Consider the following 17,954-nt stretch of genomic DNA (forward strand, 5'->3'; position numbering starts at 1 on the left):
TTTTTCCTAGTGGGCGCATCGTCTGCATATTCTGCATGCGATCTATGGGCTTAGGTGGTTTGGGTGGTTTTGGGCTTTTAATTTTAAAAGTAACCATCTACTCCTCCAGTCTCAGCCTATTCAATGACAATGATAATCGCCAGTTTTTCGATCATGATGACACCCATCTTTGTCAGTTCCCCCAGAATGCGCATGAGCAAAACTAGATCCAATGGTAAAGACCATAACTACTAAAGCAATAATTCCTTTCATAACCAACCCCCTTTAGGACTGTATTACATTAATGGAATCATTCACTAATCAATAGTAAATGCTTTTGAAGCATACTCCTTTCGGCATGAAGCTGCTGGAAAAGCTCAGTGGCTGGTGTATCCCTGTCCACCAGGCCTTCACTTTCAAAATATGATTACGTTAACGATGATTGAAAACTCATGGACTTTGAGTCTTCATCGCTTTTTGTATTGTTTTGGCTAAGTCGGCAGCTCGTCCTTTGCCCCAGTAATGCATGAACAGATAATGCGGCTCTTCATCAGTCATATGTTGATGAATAGCAACTACGTTAATTCCGCCCCCACGCATCGTTTTTAGAACACCTTGCAATTCATTAGGAAGCATCGCGAAATCACCATCTACAACGGCCTTGTCATCGGTGCCGGCAAAAGCCGCCCAAGTATTTACACCCATGGCATTCGCAATCGGTTTCCCGTGCATGGAAGATGCTCTACCGAATGAAATTTTGAACATGCCGTCTTTGCTTTCCCCCTTTTTTCCAAAAAGCTCTTCAAGTGGTGGGGCAGAAATTGTACTGATTGATGGGATTTCACCGTCGAAGGACTTCTGTGGTTCAGGCTTTGCCTTCCTAATGGCATCAATCGTCTCGTAAACATGCTTTACACCATTGGCCAACGTAATTTCGTTTCCCATCCCGCCAATATGCATGAAATACACTTTGGGATTATCAAAGAAGAAGTGATTATGAAGCGCTGTCACTTCCAGCCCTGACTCAAATGCTGCACTCATAACCGGGTTAACTTCATCTTCGAACAGAACAGTATCGCCCATCATCATAAGGTGATTCTGTCCCGGAGTGAACGCTGCCCAAGAGGTCAATCCCATAAAAGGTGGCATCTTCCAATTATCGACATTAACCTGAACATCCGTGCGAGGGCGAGATATCTTGAATACCTGTTCTGTTTCGGTGTACTGACCTTTTAAACCCGTAATTTTCTCGATTGAAGCTGTATCAAACGATGGCCCAGCAACGATTGCCGTAGAAGTGAAAAGAGACATCGCAGTTGCGATACCCAGTGTTTTAAGTCGTTGCATCATTTTTCCTTTCACAAATCAAAAGCTAAGTTTCAACAACATGCCCAGTAGGCCTGATGCAAGAATCACGGCAATAACACCGACCTTAAATCTGAAGATCGCTATTAAAGACAGGGCAGCGAGAACGAGGGAAAGCCAATCAATACCACTGCTAAAGCCGGTAGGCCAAAATACGTGATAGGCAAAGAAAAATGCCAGATTAAGAATGACTCCGACAACCGCAGCGGTAATTGCAGTCAACGGCGCAGTGAACTTTAGGTTGCCATGCGTAGTTTCTATGAAAGGGCCGCCCATCAGGATGAAGACAAAACTAGGGAGAAAAGTAAAGAAGGTTACGATGGAAGCAGCAACGAAAGCGGAACCAAATACGGCATTTACGCCAAACACCTGACTTACCCATCCCCCTACAAAGCCAACAAATGTCACAACCATGATCAATGGCCCTGGTGTGGTCTCTCCCAAGGCCAAACCATCAATCATTTGGACCGGTGTTAGCCAGTTGTAATGCTCCACCGCACCCTGATATACGTAAGGTAAAACGGCATAAGCCCCACCAAAGGTAAGCAGTGCTGCTTTTGTGAAAAACCAACCCATCTGAGTGAAAGCGGAATCCCAGCCATAAACAGTTGCCAATGCTGAAATTGTTACAGCCCATATTCCTAACCCAATTGCTAGTACAAGGCCAAATTTTTGCCATGTGAATAAAGCATGGTCAGGAGTTGGCGTGTCATCATCGATCAACGCTTTGCCATATTCATGTTTGCTGGCGCTATGTCCGCCTCCGCCCTGGAAATATTGAGGATGATATTTGCCACCTAGATATCCAATCACACCAGCAGTGAGAACGATGATAGGAAATGGCAATTTGATGGCAAAGATTGCTATGAATGCAAGGGCAGCTATGCCCCATAGCACTTTGTTCTTAAGTGCACGTGACCCTATTCGGTATGAAGCGAATAAAACAATGGCAACAACTGCAGGTTTGATCCCATATAGAATTCCTGCTACTGCAGGCAAAGAACCATATGCCATATATACAAAGGCTAGGCCAATAAGAATAAAAAATGAGGGCAAAACAAAAAGAACACCAGCAGCAATACCTCCCCATGTCCGGTGCATGAGCCAGCCAATATATGTAGCTAATTGTTGAGCCTCAGGGCCTGGAAGTAACATGCAGTAGTTGAGAGCATGCAGGAACCGTTTTTCAGATATCCAACGTTTTTTCTCAACCAGGTCGTGATGCATGATGGCGATTTGTCCTGCAGGGCCTCCAAAACTGATAAAGCCCAACTTGAGCCAATACAAGAAAGCCTCTTTGAAGGAAATAGGGGTATTGGGGGAAGAGGTATTATTATTTGTCGCGTCCATAAGCTCTCATTTCGTGGGAATTCCCAAGATTTGAGCAGACCTTGGACGGAAATCGTCTTGAAACGGGGAGGCTGCTTAATCCCCATGCCTTCATTATAATTTTATTCTAGTGACATGACAATATCTAAAAAATGCTTTTTCAGTGAGTATTTGTTTGTGGCTGATTTTTAGGATAAACACGAACGAGCAAAACTTTAGGCCCAAGCATTTTTTTGACTACAACATCGAATTTCTCGAAAGGAATACGCTGTCCTTCTTCTGGTAATTCAGCTAACTTCCACAAAATTAGACCAGCAACCGTATCAGCCTCTACCGATTCAATATCGATGCCTAAAGTACGCTCTAAAGTATTGATAGACAAAGTTCCTTTACCCAAAAGCGAACCATCATCAAGCTTTGTCCATTCACTTTGAGACTGGCGGAATTCATCTCGGATATCTCCTACCAACGCAGATAGCAAATTATCTAATGTGATAAATCCAATTGGGGGATAGCCCTCATGACCAACTATTGTTAGATGCGGAGCACCCTTTTGAAGGCGTCGGAACAGCTCATTTGCTGAGGTGTCTGGCTTGACGAGAGTCACTGGCCTTAATATCTTATGTATAGCGTTAAAATCTGGATTTTTGCTGAAGGTAATAAACAAATCTTTGATATGCACTATCCCCTGAACTTGGCCCTCATTTGAGACTAGTGGATATCGGCTATAACGATGTTGGGCAATACGTTCCATATGTGCTTTGAACGTATCACCTTCCAATAACACCGCCGCTTCCTGGAATGGATGCATAAGATCAGAGACTTTAAGTTGCCGGAAATCAATTGCCTGCGCTAATACTTTCAATTCCGATGCGCTAAACTCAGCACTAGGTCGAGAGCTTCTTAGAATGATCTTTAGCTCTTCAGGGGAGTAATGTGTATCGTGTCCTTCTTTAGGCTCTAATTTCAAAGCCTTAATGACCAGATTAGAACTTTTATTTAATACCCAAATGGCAGGAAACATTACCCAATAAAAAGTGAAGAGGCCCGGAGAAGTCAACAAACCTATGCGCTCAGCCATACGAATGGCTAAGGACTTTGGCACTAATTCACCGACCACAATGTGTAAATATGAAATGGTGAAAAAAGCAGTGACGAAGGCAATGCCATGTATCCACTGTTGATTTGTTACTCCAATACTTACCAATGCAGGTTCAACTAAAGCGGCAAAAGCGGGCTCACCTACCCAGCCCAAACCTAACGAAGCTAACGTGATGCCCAATTGGCAAGCGGATAAATAAGCATCTAAATCACTATGTACCTTTGCCAGCATCCGGCCGCGCCATCCCAGATTCTTTGCAATGGCATTCACACGCGTGCTGCGCAATTTAACCAGGCTAAATTCAGCGGCTACAAAAAAACCATTTAAAAGCACGAGCAAGAATGCCCAGAAAACTAATAATAAATTACTACTCACGAATAATGCCTTAATTCCCTTGTCAGCTGAAATGCAATTTGAGGGATTTGTAGTTTATATCTAGAACAGGTGGAATACCAATTGAACTGCTGAGACTCAACTGATTGTATTTCAATGAATCAATTGATTGGATGAATAGGAATGTAGCTTAAGTGCGATTAATTTCTTTTAATTCATCGTATATTTTTTTTTGCAGATCATCTAACTTTAGCTCTTCATTTGCGATTAGATACGATAAAGTTAGTATCGTTAAGGGGTGAACTCCAATAGCATTTGCCAGGCTATCAACTTTCTCAACACTCGGTCTTTTTTTCCCATTCTCTAAAACTGACATATAAGTTCTGCTGGATATGTCGCTAAAAAACTCTTGCGTCAATTCTTTGCTTAGTCGGATTTCTTTAATGGCTTTGGCCATAGCAAGACCTTGGCAAAACTGGCCAATCATTGCGCCAAAAAGCAGCCTCAGTGGAACGGAGTATGCGATTTCACCTCCCTTTCAGAAACTGAAGTGGATGCCATCCTTGCTGATTTGCCTGTCTCTAAAGTCTGGGGCGTGGGTAGACGGCTTGAGGCAAAATTAAATGAGGTAGGTGTCTTTAGCGCACTGCGGTTAAAGAAAGCGGATCTAAAGCGAATCCGCGACAAGTTTGGGGTGCTACTGGAGCGTACTGCACGAGAGTTGAGTGGTGAAATTTGGATTGAAATGGAAGATGAGCTTCCTGAAGCCAAACAAGTCATGAGTTCACGTTCATTCGGCGTACGAGCTTCTACTATGGCAGATCTCAGCCAGGCGGTTGCTTTTCATGCGGGGATCGCTGCAGAAAGGATGCGGCGTAAAGGATTATATGCGAACGGAGTCTATGTCTTTGCTCAGAATAGCCCGCATGATAAAGCTGAGTATTACTCAGGTCAGCTTTCAATCGACCAGTTTCATTAAATTGATCACCTAATTTCTAAATGAAGTGCTCGCCAAAGTCGACTTGGTTGCTCACACTGTTTTTTTAATGATGAATATTGTTAACTATTGCCAAATGCTCATACAACTCCTGCCTAAAGTATAAGTTCATTGAATTGTATGAATCATAAAATTGCATTTATATTGCATAGATGCGGCACAATTAGAAAAGGCCACAAACTTTACACGGCATTAACCAACTCTGAGGACCAGGTGTGGTAAGTAAGATTTATGGCCTATCTAAATTATAAAGTAAAGATTACATTGATTTTCCAATGTTACTTTCAGTATTAAATAACAAATATTTCAATTACCCTGCACAGCAAGACAACTGTTTAACATCCTTAAAGAAGGTCAAAGCACATAGCTTCAGTCCTTCCACCATCGTTAGGTATGGGAATAATTCTTGGCTTATGCCTTGTACAGTCATGCGATGACGGATTGCAAGCACCGCTGTTTGAATCATTTCACTTGCTTCTGCCGCTAATATCTGCACACCAACAATGCGGCCAGTTTCTTGTTCAGCGACGATTTTAATAAATCCCGTGGTTTCAAAGTTAGCCAGTGCACGTGGCACATTTTCTAGGCCTAATTTGCGGCTTTCAACCTGTAAACCCTGTGCTTGCGCCTGTTGTTCTGTCAGGCCTACAGTCGCCACCTGTGGGTCGGTAAAAATCACCGCAGGCATAGCCGCAAGATCTAATGTGGCTTCATTCCCTGTCATATTGCGCGCCGCTGTTTTCCCAGAGGCCGCGGCTACATAGACGTATTGCGGTAATGCGGTGCAGTCACCTGCGGCAAAGATATTCGGTAATGAAGAGCGCATCTGTGCATCGACAATGATTTCACCCTGTGAGGTCATATTCAATTCAATATTTTCTAAGCCAAGATCTCTCGTATTGGGTGTGCGCCCAGCTGCAACAAGCAGCTGATGGCCTCTTATCGTCTCGTCACCCACAGTCAAATGAAACAAATTGTCTTCATGCTTAACATGATTAACAATCGCGTGTGACATGACGACCATCCCTTCAGCAACTAGTGCTTGTTGCAAGCCGTCTGCAATGTCTGGGTCTTCTTTAGAGAGCAGAGTTGAACGGGCAAGCATGGTTACTTTAGCGCCTAGTCGTAAAAATGCCTGTGCAATCTCAACCGCCACTACGGATGCCCCCAACACAATCAGATGTTGAGGTATTTCTGTGGCGATAAGTGCCGTGGTAGACGTCCAGTAAGGCTTATCCGCTAAGCCAGCAATTGGAGGTAACGCTGGGCTACGCCCTGTGGCGATTAGAAAGCGATCTGCTGTCATTATTTGCTTAGCGCCGTCTTCTTTTGTAACAATGACAGTATTGGCGTCTTTGAAACGTGCACGTCCTTTGACCAGATTAATCTCGGGATTACTCTCAAGAATAGATTCATACTTCTCATGACGCAGTGCATCAACCCTTGCCTGTTGCTGTGTGACCAGTTTTTCACGGTCAATGCCAGGTGTGTGTGTTTCAATGCCAGAGAACGGATGATGTGCTTGTTGGTGCGCCATTTGTGCAGCACGAATCATGATTTTGGAGGGTACACAGCCTACATTGACGCAAGTACCCCCAATCGTGCCAGCTTCAATCATGGTGACTTGAGCGCCCAGATCTTTTGCTTCCAGTGCTGCTGCAAATGCGGCGGATCCACTACCGATGATGACGATATTGAGTGGCTTATTATGTGATTTTACTGTTACTGGTAAAGCTGGTGATTGCGTGTCATCCAATTGAGCACTATAGCCAGTAGCTTGGACGGTTTTGATCAATGTTTCAATATTAAGATCCGTTTCAGGTTTTACTGTTATTTGTGCTAATTTTTCAGCATAAGATACTGAGACTTTATCCACCCCTGCTACTTTTGTTAAAGCGGCTTCAAGGGTACCTGCACAGTGATCACAGGTCATTCCACTAATGTTGAGATTGATTGTATTCATATTAAGGCGTCTTTTTTAATGATGTGTTTTTTATTTTAGAGGGGTAACCAGCATTCGCTGTGGCATCGGTAAGCTTTTGCAAGGTAGTTTGGGTATCATCGAAGCGAACAACTGCTTGCTTATGTTTAAAGTCGGTTGTGACCTGTTGCACACCCTTCACTTTACTAAGCGCTTTCTTGACAGTGATAGGGCAGGAAGAACATGTCATGCCAGCAACCTCAAGCGTCACGTTCTGAATTGCCGCATATGCAAAGATTGAAGTGCTCAACGCGGTCACAAATGAGGTAGTTAAAATAATGGATTTCAACATGGACAATTTCCTATTCAAGTAAAGTAACAAAGTAAGGGTAAAGTAAAGCAATCAACACCAGCGCTGACACTACCAAGAACATTACTCGATAGTTTCTATTGGTCTGTGGTTTAGCACACAATGTATTCGGTACACATGCATTTGCAGGTTTAGCTGAGTAGATTTTGCGATAGGCCAAAGCCATGCAGATCAAAGCAATGCCGATGAAAATGGGTCTATAGGGTTCAAGCATCGTCAGATTCGATATCCAAGCGCCGCCAACACCTAAGCTGATTAAAATCAGCGGTCCTAAACAACAAGCGGAAGCTGCAATCGCGGCTATTGCACCGCCAATGAGCGTGGTATTCGCTAGTTTATCTTGTGCCATAAAATCTCCATCTATAGAGTTAAAAGCGTACTATAAAGGCTGTACTATAGTACGATGTCAATCTGTTTTAAAATTTATTCAAGGTGATGTGATGCAATCAAAACTAACCATCGGCAAAGTGGCCAAAGCGGCTTCTGTCAATATTGAAACGATCAGGTTTTATCAACGTAAAGGTTTGATAGCCGAGCCTGCTAAAGCCTTAGGTGGCTTTCGTTATTACTCAGAAAAGTGCATTGAGGAGATACACTTTATTAAACGCGCCCAGGCGATAGGGTTCACGCTTGAGGATATTAAAGAGTTATTAGCCATGGAAGCTTGTGATGCTTGCCAGCAAACGCATGATGCTTCATTGATAAAATTAAATATGGTGAATGCCAGAATCGCTGAACTTGAACGTATCCGCGAAACGCTTCGAGAACTGATTGGAAAATGCGAAAAAGAGAATTACGAAACAGCATGTCCAATCATTGATTCTCTGCACAAGCACTAAATAGTTAGCTACATTAATTGGCTGATCGTATATCAATATAACCATATACTTCAAGCGATGCACATTGAATATCGTAGACCCTTAGAGCAACAACAATATTGATCTTAGTTTATAGGAGATCAAGCGAGAACAACTGCTCTCCGGAAATGGAATTTATCAACTCGTTAGGAAGGATTGGCCAAGTCCCGATAGTTTCAATGTATCCGAAGCCATAAGGTGGTCGTTCCAACATGTCAAGCCTAAGGTGTTGAAGCGTATGAATTGCATCTGTGTAGTATGTTAGATGCAATTCCAGCGAGAAATAGTGGCTAAAAAAATGATCTAATTGCTTGTCAGCTATCGATTCGAGTATTTCTCGAAACCGCCAATTATGGGAGGGCTCAGTCTGCAAGTACAACAGCCAGACCAAAGCCATGGCCGACAGATTGTCCATTCTCCTCAATGACAGCATCAAACAGCGATCAAAGATTTGTTCCCGACCATATTTTTCGATCAACTTGGTAATTTCTACAACAGAGTCAGGATTAATTCTAACTAGGCCATAAGCTTGTAGAAGTTGATCTACACGCCTTTGAACAAGACTAGGTGTGGATGTTTGCTCCTGTAGAATAGCCCAAAATTCAGCTTGGTATAGTGCCTGTGTACCATGAAATAAAGGGAACTGATCAACGGCTGTAACCAGCGAATTCATATCGCGCCAGCGCGGATCTTGCCCTGCAGGTTTTCGGGCGACTTTGCGTATCCATTCAAACATTCTTGGCCTGTGGTCAATCGAACGAGAAGGCATGCCATTATCCGTCCAAGCAAACTCATAATCTAAAACATAATCTGACCAATTGCAGCGCCGTTTAATTTCTCGATACCAAGCCCACACTCTGGCTTTTTCTGCCCAATGTGTCCTTTGTCCTCCGCGCTTCTTTTTCATGGTGTCACTTGAATAGGGGTTCAGCACATCCTAGAACATTTATGTAAATGCAGTCAAGATTAGCCCTAATTAACTTAATTCAAGGTTCAGCTATGACCCACAACCCTCTGGCCGATTTGTCGAAGCAGCTAATATTAAGGTTTGGCCCGACTATGGGTGGTCAAGATCTCTATGCGGCACTAGGGTTCAAAACTTACGCTGCTTTTCACCGCAGTCAGCAGAGACAAGCATTAGGTGTACACGTTTTTAAATTGCCAGGACGAAGAGGTTGGTTTGCGTTAACCGTTGATATTGCAACATGGCTCATGAAGCAATCGAACATTCAAAGCTAAACAATGGGATTCGATGAAATGATGAAAGGAAAACACATGGGACCTTAGTTGCAATCGATTGCGAGATTCCACAAAGCGCAAAAGGCTTGGGTTATGTATGACCCAAGCCTTCTGACAAAACATCAAGATCGCACCCTTGAGATTTGAATTGTCTACTCTCCTGTATCGGCTGTCAAGGTCGACGTCTCGCTTTGTCCATTACCAGAATTTAACCATTCAATTATTTAGCCTGCCTTACTATGCTTGCAGGCGGTTTTTACAGGAGTTTATTCATGGCAATACCTATATTCAAACGTAGAGAAATCGTGCGTTTATTATGCGCGGGTGGAGATTTGTCTAACCGCCAGATCGCTAATTTGGTTGGCGTTGCATCGGGCTCTATCAATAAGATCGCATCACAGTTACCAACACTGGGTGTAACTTGGGAGCAACTTAAAGCATTTGGAGATGATGCATTTCTTGCAGCTTTTATCAAAAAGCCAGAACTTGCAGCATCCAATCGTTCGCATCCAGATTGCCTGCTTTGGCATAGAGAAATGGAGCGTGACAAAGATGTGACTCTACGTTTACTCTGGGAGGAGTGGCATATAGAGCATATAGATGGCGTTTCATACACACAAGCAACACGCATATATAAAAATTGGTTAAAGAAGCAGCGTGTAAGTATGCGCAAGATTCATCATCCTGGCGAAACCATATTTGTTGATTTTGCTGGGCGCAGGCTGCCAATCTATAACCGTGACGATAATAGTGTACGGTATGCCCAGGTATTCGTGGCGACATTGGGCGCATCAAGTTATTCATTTTGCATTGCTGTTTGGTCGCAGGCGATACCGGACTGGATATTCTGTAATGTCAAGATGCTAGAATATTTCGGTGGTGTTCCACGTATCATTACTCCAGACAATCTCAAGTCTGCAGTGTCGAAAGTCACTCGAAATGGTCCGCATATTAATCCAACTTATGCAGAGTTTGCAGAGTATTACGACACTGCCATCGTGCCAGCACGGGTACGCAAGCCAAATGACAAAGGTTTAGTTGAAGTAGCTGTGCTCATAATCCAACGCTGGATTCTTGCAGCATTGCGTCACCGCCAGTTCTATTCTCTGGAAGAAGCGAATGCGGAAATTCTGCATCTATTGGATATTTTTAATAGCAAAGAAATGAAAGCCTACAAGGCGTCACGCCGCCAACGTTATGAGATGCTGGATCAATTAGCTTTAAAACCCCTACCAGATCAGGCCTACGAATATGCCGCTTGGCGGCTCAAGGTGCGTGTTGGAGACAATTACCATGTACAGCATGAAGGGCACTATTACTCGCTGCCCTATGCTATAGCGCATGCATTCGTCGATATCCGTACAGGGCCTAAAACTATCGAGATAATACACAATGGTATGCGGGTAGCTACGCACATTTTATCCAATATTATAGGTGGATATACAACTAACCCAGCGCATCTGTCACCAAACCACTTGCAGTATGCCGAGGGCAGCCCCGATCAATTGTTGCAATGGGCAATGGCTGTCGGTGCGGCCACAGAAAAAGTATTCCAGCATCATTTGCTGGAGAATCGTCATTTAGCAAATGGGATCCGGGCTGCGTGTGCAATCCAGAAGCTGGGACGGCAATATGGAGCGCACCGGCTGGAAGAAGTCTGTGAGTACGCGGTGAGTATCCATTCTATGACTCATACCAGCATTCTTTCAATATTTCGTAGTAAGGCAGATAAACGACCTAGACCGGATGCAGAAGCCGAACCTTTGGTAAGTCACGCCAATGTGCGTGGCAGTAAATACTACAAACAAATAACTGGAGAAGAAGAATGATGATGCAACAAACCATCTCTAAACTGAGAGAGCTAAAACTCCTTGGCATGGCCGATGCTCTGCAGGCTAATGTTGGACAACCAGCATTTCGTGGCCTGTCATTTGAAGAGCAGTTTGGTATTCTGGTTGACAGTGAAGTGTCATCGCGTGATAGTCGCCGTCTCAACCGTCTGCTCAAAATGGCCAGACTACGCTACCCCTCAGCTTGTCTGGAGGATGTGGATTTCAGGCAGTCTCGTGGCCTGGAAAAACCGTTATTTGCTTTACTGGCGGTTTGCGACTGGGTGCGTCAACCAAAGCATATCGTTTTTACTGGGGCGACTGGAACAGGTAAGAGCTGGGTGGCCTGTGCACTTGGAGTTCAAGCATGTCGCCTTGGATTGTCTGTTATTTATAGATCTTCCAGCCAGATCGCTGAAGAAATCTCAACTGCAGCTGCAGATGGTTCGTTACCGCAATTAAAAGGTAGGCTGATCAAAGCTGCAGTACTAATTATTGATGATTTGGGACTGATGCCATTTGATTCTTTGGTGGCTAGAACCTTGCTGGATGTTGTCGATGAGCGTGATCGATTGCGTGTTGGTGCACTGGTTCTTACTAGCCAGTATCCCATTGATCACTGGCATGCATTTCTGGGGGATCCTACGATTGCCGATGCCATTCTGGATCGCATGGTGCATGCTGCTTATTATATCGATTTGAAGGGAGGCTCCTTACGTAAAGGTAGGTCAAAAGAATAATTAGGGTATGGTAGTGGTACCAAATCCATCTTGTTGCCACTACCAAAAAATTGTAATTAGGGGATTGCTCATGCAACTAGTGCGCATTTCATTGCAAACGCTGGACACTGCTATGCAATTCCCGAATATAGGCTTTGCAATTGCTGGTCAGAACGTCATGCAACTTCTGAGTAGTGTGGGATGCATTTAGGTGAGCAATGAAGATGAAATTTTGCGTCAATAGATTTCCCAGCACCCACGAATTCGACAACCAAGATCACTAAAACTGCTCTATGGCTTTTAAAGAAGTTATATCGACCAGGTGTGTATTATCAAAAGTGTGGGGTGATGCTACTAGAGACCTTATCTAGAGGTGGTTTGCAGAGCGATATGTTTGGCTTTAGTAAAAGTGATTCAAAATCCGAATCATTAATGGATGTGATGGACAGGATCAAACATAAATATCCAAACAATCCTGTTAAGTCGGCTGCTGAAGGCAATATTCAAGAGTGGAGGATGCAACGAAATTATCTCAGTCCCAATTACACTGGCGACTGGTCCCAGTTACTACAAATAAAATAGTTTTTCTTGGATAATGTAAAACGCACACCCTGATTTGGAAGCCCTATAAAGAGGCGAATATCTTCTCGAAAACCATGTACTATTCGTGGGCATCAATTATTGATGGAACAACGACACCTCGGTTATGTACTGTTTATGGTCGATTGTTTATAATCAACTGGGCATTGTGTATCAAAGAATTTTTTGGAAGCCGTATGTTTAATTTATCTAGCTCGCCTTTCAGGAAAGAAAAAGCCTTCGACATTAAAATCGATGTTGAACAGCCAATTTCATTTTCATCTGAAAGTGAGTTAGTCCAAACTTTCACCACAAACTCACATAAAAATATATTTAACCACTTGGAGTGGACTAGTGAGTTAAATGCTGGAAATGGCATTGCAGATATTGTTTTGTACAATACAAGAAAAGATTGGAAAAATAACTCTTCGCTTGCACTGATCCGGCCACAAATGGCTAATTCATTGGTGGCTTTACCCTACAGAAAAGCATTTGATGTTGAGTATTTTTCCTCTCTTGCATGTATATCAAAAAGTACATCAGAGAGAGTGTTAAAAGAATTTTCCTTGGCAGGCTATTGTGACAAGTCAGCATCTGGCTGGATAAAGTTGAAGCAACCAAGGCCCCCTATAGCTAATATTTATGCGATTGAAGCAAAGCTTAAAGATTGGAGGCGGGCTTTATTGCAAGCAACAAGCTATCAAGAGTTTGCTAACCAATCATGGGTTCTGATGGATAGTAAGTTTTGCAAAAAAGCGATGGAAAATAAGCTTGAGTTTACAAAGCGTAATGTTGGTTTGATTTCTATTTCGCCTGATGGGAAATTAAATCCCTTGATCGGATGCAGCACGATAATACCAAAATCTCAATATCGTTTTTGGTATGCGAACGTCCTACTTTTGGCCTCTACACTCAAGCTATAAACTCTCTGTAGAACCAGTTGATGGCATCAAGCCAAGGCTTAATATGATCGCCGTTTCCATGTCTCTCCAAATCTAGAGGCCAGTCTTTTATTTGTTGATAGAAGCTTCCAGCTTGATTTAGCCTCTCTCGAAGGAATCGATATCGTTCTGAGATCGTCAACTCTGAGAGTTGATCAACTTGAGATTGATAAGAAATAAAGAAGTGTTTATACAATCCAGGGTAGTTGAATGAAGGCTCAGCAGCAGCGTCAAGGGCTTGATTCCCGTAAGGCGTCTCCCAATACACTTCGCTCCATATCTCTGGTAAGCCTGCACGAATTTGTTGTGCATCAGAATATAAAATCCAATTATAAAGACCTGGAAGATATAACCTTGCCCTCGGCCCACGTCTTTCCTCGTCTACAACCACAAACTTGTCGATTGAGAACATTCTAGTATTCTCGTAGGCACCAAAAGTTAATTCAGTGCCATCTATTAAGCTAAATAGGAGACCTTCTGTATTTGCGTGGCCAATAGTAACTTTCAAACCAACATCAGCCAACTCTTTCACCATGCATAAATAGGCTTTGAGCAGCTCAAAGTCTTGTATTTGTTTGGTTTTGCTTTGTGCGTCCATTAAAATGTAGACGCCATTGATTCTGGGGTATTTAGTGACCCAATTTAGTATATTTGTTCTGTAACCCTCATGTTTAATCATCCCCTGAGTAAGGGGGAGCGTTAAGAACACATCACCATCGTACCCTGATTCTTCAATTGCCTGAAGAAACGGGTGAACTGTATAAATATCTTGTTTTTCACAGTAATCTGGAACCATATCTGCAAAGTACCTTGCAGGAATAATTACTCTATTAAACTGTTGGTTTACTTGAAATTGAACGCATTGTCGGGCTGCTTCCAAAGCAAGCATAGTAAAGTCAACGGTTGAGAATCCTTTGGAGATGGTTTCAGGAAAGAAATCATACGTTTTAAGTTTTACCTTTTGAGAGCTTGGCAAGTAGAACTGAGGATCAAAAAAAGACTGCTGTCTTAGCTCCAGGTCCATGCTTTCAACTGCATCCTTTGCTTGATGGATTGGGCTTAAAATCAGTCCATTACCGCAGAGATCTCTCTGTAGAGAGTCTTTGTTCCAAACTGTGTTGTGACCGCACTGATGAAATAGATTTATTTTCATTGTTTTTATCTCCGAGGGCATGCTTCTAATGCAGCGGTAAGATCTACTATTCTGCGAAACCTTTTGTACGGTTCTTTTTCCATTATCTTTTGTATGATGTTTGAAAACTCAGCTGAACATAATCCTAAGTCATGTAAAGGTTTCGCCTTATTAGTAACGACATTATGTAGGACTGTATATAAATCAGAAGCTCCGTCATCAAAAGGGTTGAAACCAGCCAGTAATTCATAGCATAAAGTGCCTAATGAGAAAAAATCGCTTTTGAATGATATATTCAATTTGTCATTTCGTGCTTGCTCTGGGCTAGCATACTTGGGAGTGCAGGGGCCAAAGTCTCCAATGGTTAATGTAACTCCAGCTACTCCCTCCACCCTTACGATGCCCAAGTCGATGATCACAACTTCTCCATCAGGTCGAATCAATATGTTTTGAGGCTTAATGTCGCGATGTATTAGTGGAGGTTTAGACTCCCAAAGTGGTTGCAGTGCAATTACCAACTTTTTGATAAGATCTAAAACAGCTGATTCGGAGATGTAATTACCTCTGAGTTGGTCTAGTGGTTCAGCTTGTACTCGCTCTTCAATTGTTATAAAGAGTTTGGACGATAGCGGTTCTTCGGTAGCAGGGTCTTGAACGAACGTTTCAGAATAAATCAGTCTGGGATAGTGAGGAGTTGCGAGTGAGGATAATATTTGAATTTCTCGCTGAATGTAGCTTACTGTTTGCGGTGAATCTCCGCACGCTACTTTTAAGACGACTTCTTCCCACTGTGTATGATCAGGTATCCAATCAGCATTTTCAGGATTGCAAAAATATACTACTCTTTGACCTGAAGGAGATGCAACTGCTTGGATAGTTAGTCCCGGAAGTAAACGAGCCAATAAATCCCTCAGATCAGGAGTATCAAATAGTTTCATTCTTATTAGTTATAGCTTTATCAAGAAACATACTGAATATAGTACAAATTTGTAAATATAGCAGTCAATATTTATAAACCTGAGTCTATGGTATTTGGTCAATAAAGAATGGTGTTGGAAGTAGTGCATTAGATGGTCATCTCATCGATGCACCTTACTATATTCAACGCAGATTAATAGTAAATTTCTGGTATACCGAAGTGAGTACCCCACCCATCTCGGTGGGCAACATGGCAAATGTGTAGTAGAAGAGTGGAATCGGTCTGCCTGGTATCAGCAAAGCTAGAAATCATGTAATGAGAGCCTGAAGCTGTGACGATAATTTTTTGGTCGTTGTCCACGCCTACGACTCGCGAAGTATGGAAAGCTACTTTTCCAGACTCAGTAATCAAATACCCGACTGCACAGATCGGTTCAACCTCACTTAGTTTTGTAAGTCTTTTATATAAGAAGGCTTCAACTAATGTGCCTTTGAAGTTTGTGTTTTGTATGCGTGTGGCTAACCTTGATAGGTCTTCTGAATTTGCATATTCAAGCTTGAGCAGATCTCTATTTATTCTGACAATTTCATCTAAGCTTTCAGGAATTAAATCTTGCGCCTGTTGTATGAGATTTGAGGAATTCATAAATCGAGCTAAGCTAATTTTAATATGGTCTCAAAAATCAGTTCGTTTTGATTTTTATTAAGTCCGTTTAGGTCGTGTAGTATGAAACTCCCATTATCTAGATCATAACGATAAACATAGCCGCTGCAGCCTTCATGAAAATATTCTGCTTTTCTAATTTGTACCAAACGATGAAGAGCCCATTTTTCAGACTTATTCAAATGACCTGGACTAAGGAGATATGCATCCTTTAGTTTGTGGGATTCAGCAATACTGGCAAGGCTCTCAAAATTAGAAACAAGTTTTTGAGTAACGCATGAAGGTTTCCTTCCTTCATCCTCAAACTCTTGTATTTCGCACATAAACAATGGGTCAAGCACGGGTAATTCAACGATAGCTAATGAAACCATGCTTATATCTTGTTCGTGAATGACTATGTTCTTTTTCTTAGCGTTAAACATATAGATAGCGGTAAAAATGAATGATATATCATTACATAAAAAATCTACTTTATTCATATATTAACTTAAAAATTTATAGTTTTTTAAAACAAAATGACTGATATATCGTGTAGTTATATATCAGTCATTACTGAAGAATGTGATTTTCTGAGCTGAGAGATATCACAAAATGGAACTTAAAGGAGCGTTAGGTGAGGTATTCGCTCAAGCGCGAAAATCAGTAAAGCTGACACAGGAAGATTTCGAGACAATTTCCCCTAGAAGCTACATTAGCCATCTGGAGCGCGGCCTCAGCTCCCCAACCATTGATAAATTGGATCAGTTGGCAGGGTTGATGGGTGTTCATGCTGTTTCATTGTTATTCCAAGCCTACCTTATACATGATAAAAGTCTTGATGCCTTGCAGCTAATGACCAAGATATTGGAGGACTCAAAAACCATAAATGAGTCTCAGGTTAAATTAACCTAACTTCATTGCCGAGTCGGATTACGCTGAATTACTAGAAAGATTCTTCATGAGCCCTCCCAACTTCAGAAACCGATCTCCAAAGGAAATATTGAATGATTCAAATTTCTACGAATCCTCGGGACGAGTATTCAAAGCTTTATCCTGGTTGGATATTGCGGTAAAGACAAAAACTGTTAGTGCTTTGGAGTATGCTGCGCTTGAAGTTAGATTGGCCATAGAACAATTAGTATTTGAAGAGTTAATAGTTGGCGTGGGCACTACTCTTGACCGGAAAGATTATAAAAAATGCAAAGGTGATGTCGTCAAGTTAACTAAGGTTATAAATAGACTGATTCCAAAGTATGAAATGCTTGTTGATTTCAGTAAAGCAATGATGCCTCCGAATTTTCCCATTACTAAATGGGACAACAAAAAACTAAATTCTCACCATGGCAGAGTGTCTCAATACCTTCATTGGTCAGGAGGATTGGATGTGACTATACACTCAGAAAAGTGGTTCCAACGAGGTGTAGATTTAGTCACAGAAGTTGCAAATTATATGTGGAATGGCCTAACAACTGGAAACACTGCGGTGATGAATTTGGAGAAGCTTGAGCCTGAAATTTTGGAACTATGGGAATTGTTCTCCACTGGGGAAATTTCGCTAGAAACTGCAGTCCTTCGAGCGGAAATTTTAGAGCCATTGTTAATGGCCAGAATTAATAATCGCTAATCTCTGATCATTAAATAGGTTTTGGATGCCTGTTCCCGACTTATTAAATAGAGGTCAATAAAAGCTTAATATTGAAT

At 42.2% G+C, this 17,954-nt stretch carries 21 protein-coding genes and 1 pseudogene; 9 read left to right on the forward strand and 13 right to left on the reverse strand.

From position 1 onward, the window contains the following. Positions 1–120 precede the first annotated feature (120 nt). The 5 genes from E6Q52_RS13150 to E6Q52_RS07210 all read right to left on the reverse strand — a co-directional run bounded on the left by E6Q52_RS13150 (position 121) and on the right by E6Q52_RS07210 (position 4,565). Positions 121–252: a YHYH domain-containing protein gene (locus E6Q52_RS13150; protein ID WP_367124986.1), complete on the reverse strand. Its 132-nt coding sequence runs from the start codon at positions 250–252 to the stop codon at positions 121–123. A gap of 177 nt (positions 253–429) precedes the next feature. Beyond that, entirely contained in the window at positions 430–1,326 is an 897-nt protein-coding gene (locus E6Q52_RS07195) for a DUF1259 domain-containing protein (protein ID WP_292820443.1), read from the reverse strand. An 18-nt stretch (positions 1,327–1,344) separates the two neighbouring features. After that, positions 1,345–2,694, reverse strand: coding sequence for a chromate efflux transporter (chrA, locus tag E6Q52_RS07200; RefSeq protein ID WP_292820446.1), 1,350 nt, complete (start codon positions 2,692–2,694; stop codon positions 1,345–1,347). A gap of 139 nt (positions 2,695–2,833) precedes the next feature. After that, a complete protein-coding gene (locus E6Q52_RS07205; protein ID WP_292820449.1) occupies positions 2,834–4,150 on the reverse strand; it encodes a hemolysin family protein in 1,317 nt (438 codons plus the stop codon). A gap of 148 nt (positions 4,151–4,298) precedes the next feature. After that, positions 4,299–4,565, reverse strand: coding sequence for a helix-turn-helix transcriptional regulator (locus tag E6Q52_RS07210; protein WP_292820452.1), 267 nt, complete (start codon positions 4,563–4,565; stop codon positions 4,299–4,301). Between E6Q52_RS07210 and E6Q52_RS07215 the strand changes: the two are divergent. Continuing rightward, a pseudogene (locus E6Q52_RS07215) lies at positions 4,554–5,063 on the forward strand (DNA polymerase V subunit UmuC); the annotation flags it as partial. The gene E6Q52_RS07210 and the pseudogene E6Q52_RS07215 overlap by 12 nt on opposite strands. A gap of 352 nt (positions 5,064–5,415) precedes the next feature. Here E6Q52_RS07215 and merA read toward each other — a convergent pair. The 3 genes from merA to merT are packed head-to-tail and all read right to left on the reverse strand — an operon-like array spanning position 5,416 to position 7,745. After that, positions 5,416–7,068, reverse strand: a complete 1,653-nt coding sequence (gene merA, locus E6Q52_RS07220; protein WP_036316742.1) for a mercury(II) reductase — start codon at positions 7,066–7,068, stop codon at positions 5,416–5,418. Between the two features lies 1 nt (position 7,069). Beyond that, a complete protein-coding gene (merP, locus tag E6Q52_RS07225; RefSeq protein ID WP_019898828.1) occupies positions 7,070–7,378 on the reverse strand; it encodes a mercury resistance system periplasmic binding protein MerP in 309 nt (102 codons plus the stop codon). 10 nt (positions 7,379–7,388) lie between these two features. Continuing rightward, positions 7,389–7,745, reverse strand: coding sequence for a mercuric ion transporter MerT (gene merT / locus E6Q52_RS07230; protein WP_019898829.1), 357 nt, complete (start codon positions 7,743–7,745; stop codon positions 7,389–7,391). Between the two features lie 91 nt (positions 7,746–7,836). Between merT and E6Q52_RS07235 the strand changes: the two genes are divergently transcribed. Beyond that, complete coding sequence (locus tag E6Q52_RS07235) at positions 7,837–8,235, forward strand: MerR family transcriptional regulator (protein WP_019898830.1); 399 nt, start codon at positions 7,837–7,839, stop codon at positions 8,233–8,235. A gap of 109 nt (positions 8,236–8,344) precedes the next feature. On the opposite strand, the gene E6Q52_RS07240 is transcribed toward E6Q52_RS07235, so the two are convergent. Then, entirely contained in the window at positions 8,345–9,160 is an 816-nt protein-coding gene (locus tag E6Q52_RS07240; protein WP_019898831.1) for a hypothetical protein, read from the reverse strand. A gap of 92 nt (positions 9,161–9,252) precedes the next feature. Here E6Q52_RS07240 and E6Q52_RS07245 point away from each other — a divergent pair, with 92 nt between their 5' ends. The 5 genes from E6Q52_RS07245 to E6Q52_RS07265 all read left to right on the forward strand — a co-directional run bounded on the left by E6Q52_RS07245 (position 9,253) and on the right by E6Q52_RS07265 (position 13,542). Continuing rightward, positions 9,253–9,492, forward strand: a complete 240-nt coding sequence (locus tag E6Q52_RS07245; protein WP_029144095.1) for a hypothetical protein — start codon at positions 9,253–9,255, stop codon at positions 9,490–9,492. Between the two features lie 272 nt (positions 9,493–9,764). Beyond that, positions 9,765–11,321: an IS21 family transposase gene (istA, locus tag E6Q52_RS07250; RefSeq protein WP_019898833.1), complete on the forward strand. Its 1,557-nt coding sequence runs from the start codon at positions 9,765–9,767 to the stop codon at positions 11,319–11,321. Further along, a complete protein-coding gene (gene istB, locus E6Q52_RS07255; RefSeq protein ID WP_019898834.1) occupies positions 11,318–12,061 on the forward strand; it encodes an IS21-like element helper ATPase IstB in 744 nt (247 codons plus the stop codon). Before istA ends, istB begins: the two co-directional genes overlap by 4 nt. 219 nt (positions 12,062–12,280) lie before the next feature. Then, positions 12,281–12,622, forward strand: coding sequence for a DUF4113 domain-containing protein (locus E6Q52_RS13155; RefSeq protein ID WP_367124996.1), 342 nt, complete (start codon positions 12,281–12,283; stop codon positions 12,620–12,622). Positions 12,623–12,816: 194 nt separating this feature from the next. Continuing rightward, positions 12,817–13,542, forward strand: coding sequence for a hypothetical protein (locus E6Q52_RS07265; RefSeq protein ID WP_292820459.1), 726 nt, complete (start codon positions 12,817–12,819; stop codon positions 13,540–13,542). Here the strand turns inward: E6Q52_RS07265 and E6Q52_RS07270 are convergent. The 4 genes from E6Q52_RS07270 to E6Q52_RS07285 form a co-directional block, all read right to left on the reverse strand. Beyond that, positions 13,532–14,713, reverse strand: coding sequence for a hypothetical protein (locus tag E6Q52_RS07270; protein ID WP_292820462.1), 1,182 nt, complete (start codon positions 14,711–14,713; stop codon positions 13,532–13,534). The two genes, E6Q52_RS07265 and E6Q52_RS07270, sit on opposite strands and share 11 nt — an antisense overlap. Before the next feature lie 5 nt (positions 14,714–14,718). Further along, positions 14,719–15,630: a protein kinase gene (locus tag E6Q52_RS07275; RefSeq protein ID WP_292820465.1), complete on the reverse strand. Its 912-nt coding sequence runs from the start codon at positions 15,628–15,630 to the stop codon at positions 14,719–14,721. Between the two features lie 173 nt (positions 15,631–15,803). Next, on the reverse strand, positions 15,804–16,256 hold the full coding sequence (locus E6Q52_RS07280; RefSeq protein ID WP_292820468.1) for a hypothetical protein: 453 nt from the start codon (positions 16,254–16,256) through the stop codon (positions 15,804–15,806). 8 nt (positions 16,257–16,264) lie between these two features. Beyond that, entirely contained in the window at positions 16,265–16,753 is a 489-nt protein-coding gene (locus E6Q52_RS07285; RefSeq protein WP_292820471.1) for a hypothetical protein, read from the reverse strand. Positions 16,754–16,865: 112 nt separating this feature from the next. On the opposite strand from E6Q52_RS07285, the gene E6Q52_RS07290 reads away from it, so the two are divergent. Then, complete coding sequence (locus E6Q52_RS07290; RefSeq protein ID WP_292820474.1) at positions 16,866–17,165, forward strand: helix-turn-helix transcriptional regulator; 300 nt, start codon at positions 16,866–16,868, stop codon at positions 17,163–17,165. Positions 17,166–17,211: 46 nt separating this feature from the next. Next, positions 17,212–17,877: a hypothetical protein gene (locus tag E6Q52_RS07295; RefSeq protein WP_292820477.1), complete on the forward strand. Its 666-nt coding sequence runs from the start codon at positions 17,212–17,214 to the stop codon at positions 17,875–17,877. Positions 17,878–17,954 lie beyond the last annotated feature (77 nt).

The sequence above is a fragment of the Methylophilus sp. genome, from assembly GCF_008015755.1.
Classification (GTDB): domain Bacteria; phylum Pseudomonadota; class Gammaproteobacteria; order Burkholderiales; family Methylophilaceae; genus Methylophilus.